This is a genomic window from Domibacillus mangrovi (genome assembly GCF_001906925.1).
Classification (GTDB): domain Bacteria; phylum Bacillota; class Bacilli; order Bacillales; family Domibacillaceae; genus Domibacillus; species Domibacillus mangrovi.
Map to the genome: position 1 here is coordinate 1 of NZ_MRWQ01000016.1, position 4,978 is coordinate 4,978.

Sequence of the window (4,978 nt, forward strand, 5' to 3'; positions counted from 1 at the left end):
CGTTGGCGTTTATTTTGTTCAGTTTTCAAAGATCAATTTCATTCATTGCCATCAACGACAGCTAATTAATAATACCATTTGATGATTTGAAAGTCAACAACTTTTTTGAAAATCATTATTTCTAAAAAGTGTTTATTCATTAAAGCTTCCTATTGTATTATATGCAAAACCGCTATATCATAGGAGCGAATATAAAATATATCATTTTTAAAGGTATAACGTCAATAGAACTTAACAAAATTATTATTTTCCAATAATCCTTATTCACTTTAAAAGTAAATTTCATTCAAATCATTTAAACAAGCGACAATAAAAATTGTATCATTTATTGAACTTTAATGTCAACAAAAAAATAAAATCATTTATTATCTAAGTTACTTGTTAATTTAATATCATGAAATTAATGACTAGTCCTTCTCTAATAAAGTTATTGTATATCTCATGTATCAACTTCTTTGAAGGTATGCAAACATACACTTGAAGGTAGGGGCATCTTCAAAGACTCCCTTATTTAACATCTCCTTATCTAATAAACGTGACGCGTTTCTTCTATTATATATAATCCGCCAATGTGCCTTTGAAACACTTGCTGGTCCCCGAGCAGTATGTACAAAGAAATGTGTTTCTTAAACGCGACGAAGGATTACGCTTGATATATTATAGTAAGACCTTTCTTTTTACCGTTTTTCTAAATAACGATAGATAGTCGTTCTGGAAATGCCCCATTTTTCTGCAACATCTTTAATGGGGGTACCACTTTCAATTAGCGCTTTCATCATTTCAATATCCTTTGATCCGAATTTCTCGGGACGCCCACCAAGCCGTCCGCGTGCTCTGGCAGCTGCCCGCCCTGCAGCCGAGCGCTCTTGTATAAGATTCCGTTCAAACTCTGCAAACGCCGCAAATAAGTGAAACATCAGCTGGCCGGTTGCATTGCTGCGATCCATTGTCAAATTTTCTTGAATGCTGTGAAAACCAATCCCTTGTTCGTTCAAACTGTTTACAATTTGAATCAAATCCTGCATGTTTCTTCCTAGACGGTCTAATCGCCAAACCACAATCGTATCTCCCTGTCGGGCATATGTAAGAGCCTCTTCTAGTCCAGGTCGTTGTTTTTTCGTGCCACTCATTTTATCGTGAAAAAGTTTATCGCAACCATGTTGAGTTAATGCATCCATCTGCATATCCAAGTTCTGCAAACCTGTTGAAACACGCGCATATCCAATTAACACCATTTATCACTCTTTCTACTTTTTTATCTCTCATTTATTGTAACATAAAATAAAAATTGTTTGGTTTTTGAACATAGATTAATAAACAGAGTTTTATAACAGAAAAGATAATAAAATAGCACAATTTCGAGAAGCAATCGACCTTGTTCAGAAAAGGACGAGTTTTGGAACATTTAGAGCAACACAAAACAGTATTCAGCTAGTAGGAAGGTTCTTTACTATATCTCTTCATCCAACTTTCGAAAATGGAAATCTTCCCATTTTAATTACCCTTGGTGTATTGCCATTTTTTACGGCATTATATTTTTTCACAGCTTTACCTGTGACTACACAATTGTTTTAGTCCCATCGCTAGCGCATACTCGAAAAAAGCATCTTGTTCGCTAAACAGATTATCTCTGATGCATCTTCATTTCATACACGACACCGAGATTGTAAAAACAAGTAGTATCATCGAACATATAATAGTTATTTCCATTTATCTTAAACTATTAATATAAGTAGATTGCGTTCGTTTTTTCAAAGTTTCCTGCAATGTACGTTTCTCTTCCTCAAAATACTCATCTATTTCAGACGTATAATCTTCTTCTCGTTTTGCAAACCATGCAGGCAGTATTTCTTCGCGGACTGATGTTCTTTTAACTAGTGCTTGATTCATTGAAACATCAGTTGTTATCCGTTTGATCATTCGTGTCATCGTCCCACTGAAATACCCTGTAACATGATCAATATGTTTACGTTTCGTTGCTTGCATCGTCGCTTTAATGGCTTGAATGCCTATCGTCAATGCTTCTATTTCATTGAATGAGCCGTGCTTCGTCTGAGCTAGCCAGATGCCATACAGACGATTGATCAACTTCACATGACCGTCACCAATGAAGGATTGGACGAACTCTTTGATTTTGACATACGGTGATTTTAAGCGTTGAACGATTTCGTCAGAATACGTATTAGTATTAATAGTTTTTGTTTTAGAATAGATATTGTCTTCATGCTCCCCGTTATTTTCTTTTGCTTGTCCACTTTTGTTGTGTTCGACGGTTTGAATTGGAAGTATTTGGACGAAGTTAGCTGTTTGCTGCATGCCGCGGCTTCTTTTTGTCGGAAGGATGCGGACGATGCCCAATTCCGCTAGTTTTTTCAACCAAAAACCAATGGTGTCCGGTTTTTTCAATCCTAAGTCTGTGGCCATCGTCCGCTGTTTACGGAATGAAAGTCCAAGGTATTCCCGTGAAATGTCACGCAAATAGTCAAGAAAGCGAACGAGTTTATTTTTCCATGACGGGGACAAGTCACTATCTAAAATGGTTTTGATGTGATGATTCACAGCTTCTCGCATAGACGCTAGATCCTTGAACGTTGCATACTCTTCTTTGTTTACCTTGTCGAATACAATGCTAATGGATTTCATTTCCTGTCTCTCCTTATAACGGAAAACGAAAAAAGCGCACCTTTGCCTATGTGAAATCCATGGCAAAAATACGCTTCTAAAACCGTGCACTCCTTGCAAACTTTCCTCATTTTTTATATAATGAAAAAAGAATAATACAAAGAGAGTTTCAGCAGGTGTTTTTGCCTAGGTAGGTTAGGCGGAAACGGTGTAAGGGTGTTAGTGCACCACTTGCACACGTTGGAACTCTTTTTTGTTGCTCCGATTCATTTCATTTCCTTGATTATATCTTTCAGTGGATGATTTTGCAAGAAAGATCGGAAAATTATGCAAATCCGCTCTTGTGAACAGATGATCTTTACTCACCAACCATCCCACTGTTCTTAAAATGAAAAAAAGCCGCCTCAAGAGATTCCTCTTTGAGACGGCTTTTGTCCTAATCTACTGATGTCATTTATTTATGCAATATATTCCTCAGCCGGAACATCTTTTGCTTCTTCTTTAACATAATATTTTCCTTTTGTCGCAACAGCCATAATAATCGTGACCACAAACGCGATGATAAAGGAGAAGAATGCAGATGTATTTTCTAAGAATGGACCCATGTATCCGAATCCTGCAACGGAACCTAGTACACTAGCTACGATGAAAGCGACGACGCCAACCGGATTCCATCCGTACAAATTCGATTGTCTGTATTCATAATAAGTAGGACCGATCTTTAATAGTTTTTTAACGACGAACGCATCACTGATTAAGATGGCGGCCCATGCCATAAGAAAGATCCCTTGTGCGATCAGCACACCACTTAAATGATCTAATATTCCGCCTAGCATTAAAGCGATGGATGTTATACCTGATACGACAACCCAAAACGGTCTTCCAGGCTTAAATTTAAAAACATTCTCAAAAAAGTTTGACAGAGACAATGAACCACTATATAAGTTGGTAATATTGATACGAACCTGCGTCAGAATCGTAAAGAACACACCACCGACACCTAAAAGTTGAACCATATAAACCCCTGGATTTCCTTCGTTCATGCGAACGCCAAACCATATCCCTATAAGGCCCATGATGAAAAAGCAAAGGATTTGAGGGAAAAATCCGATAATGTACTTTCCTACTTTAACATCGTCTTTTTTAAGAAATCTCGCGTAATCTGATGCAAGCAATGCCATTAGGCCTAATAATCCATTTTGCATACCTATGCAAAGAAGGAGAGCCGTCCCACCAAATTGAACACCTTCTGGCATAAAGCTCAAAAAGTTTCCTGCGTAGGCTGGAGTTTTGATGAAAGATACGACCAGAGCAATCGCCAACATAACGATAAAGATCGGCAATGTCCATTTTTGTATTTTGTCCAATTGCTTAATCCCAAACCAGTTTAAAGGAATAACAACGGATCCAAAGAAAATGATTAACGCCCACATTGGAATGAACGGTAAAAACTCATTCACGGCATAGACCATAAGAATCCCTTCAAATGCACAATACATAATGAAGTTTGACGCATAAATAAGTGAAGTTAATGAAGCGCCTATAAAGCCAAATCCGCCGCCCCTCGATAATAAGTTTACATTCATTCCTGTTTTTGCGGATAAATAAATAATAATTGTACTTATTATTCCGGCAACAACTGCTGCATATATTCCTGATACTAACGCGTTCATTGCACCAAATTGAATGGCCATGACGCTCCCCATTTGAAAAAAGAAGATGGCGGTAGAAATACCTAAAGCGATGTTTGCAACGCTTAATAAGCCCATATTTCTTTTTTCAGGAGGTACTTTACTTAAAGAATAATCATCTTTCATTAAATCTTTTTCACTGAGACCATCTTGATTGATTTGAACTCCAGCCATGTTATTCATCTCCTTGTCGTATCTTAAGCAACAAAAGTGTCTCCTTTTATTGGGCTTAAGTTTATATATTCACCTTGTATTGAATTGCTGTAATCACATCGTTGATAGTAGCAATGCTAAAATCATTTTTTACCTGGATATTATTTAATAATTCGGAATTTTCAGATAAAATCAATGGGTAAAGATATATTACTAGATTTATCCTCTATTTTTATCTGACGGTACGATCACACTTCCATCTCTTCTTCCATCTCAAGCAAGGCAAAATAACTGCGTGTCGTTGCACCTGGTTCCGTATTTTCAGTCAGCATATGCAAAGCTTCTGCAACGTCAATACGGCGGTATGTTTCAGTGACACGTCCGTTCACTTTCAACGATTCGCGTCTTTCCTCCAACTGATCCAATGCTTCTTTCGGAAGCTCTTCTGAAATACGGATCGAGCCTACAACATTTTTTTCAGCTGCTTCACAACTCGTAATCTTCACATCACT

4 protein-coding genes and 1 pseudogene are annotated in these 4,978 nt (G+C 37.3%); all 5 read right to left on the minus strand.

Annotated features, from left to right (window positions below; translation table 11 throughout):
• Positions 1 to 677 precede the first annotated feature (677 nt).
• Entirely contained in the window at positions 678 to 1,232 is a 555-nt protein-coding gene (locus BLL40_RS14720) for a recombinase family protein (protein ID WP_073712627.1), read from the minus strand.
• A 478-nt stretch (positions 1,233 to 1,710) separates the two neighbouring features.
• A complete protein-coding gene (locus tag BLL40_RS14725) occupies positions 1,711 to 2,643 on the minus strand; it encodes a hypothetical protein (protein WP_073712625.1) in 933 nt (310 codons plus the stop codon).
• Positions 2,644 to 2,841: 198 nt separating this feature from the next.
• Positions 2,842 to 2,988 carry a hypothetical protein gene (locus BLL40_RS17650; protein WP_216820191.1) on the minus strand — a complete coding sequence of 49 codons (147 nt, stop codon included), beginning with the start codon at positions 2,986 to 2,988 and terminating at the stop codon, positions 2,842 to 2,844.
• A gap of 92 nt (positions 2,989 to 3,080) precedes the next feature.
• On the minus strand, positions 3,081 to 4,487 hold the full coding sequence (locus BLL40_RS14730; protein ID WP_073712626.1) for a purine-cytosine permease family protein: 1,407 nt from the start codon (positions 4,485 to 4,487) through the stop codon (positions 3,081 to 3,083).
• A 227-nt stretch (positions 4,488 to 4,714) separates the two neighbouring features.
• Positions 4,715 to 4,978, minus strand: a pseudogene (locus tag BLL40_RS14735) (hypothetical protein); the annotation flags it as partial.

Bases quoted from the DNA above. Each gene is read 5' to 3' on its own strand.
- BLL40_RS14730 (WP_073712626.1), bottom strand. From the start codon at position 4,487: ATGGCTGGAGTTCAAATCAATCAAGATGGTCTCAGTGAAAAAGATTTA.
- BLL40_RS14725 (WP_073712625.1), bottom strand. From the start codon at position 2,643: ATGAAATCCATTAGCATTGTATTCGACAAGGTAAACAAAGAAGAGTAT.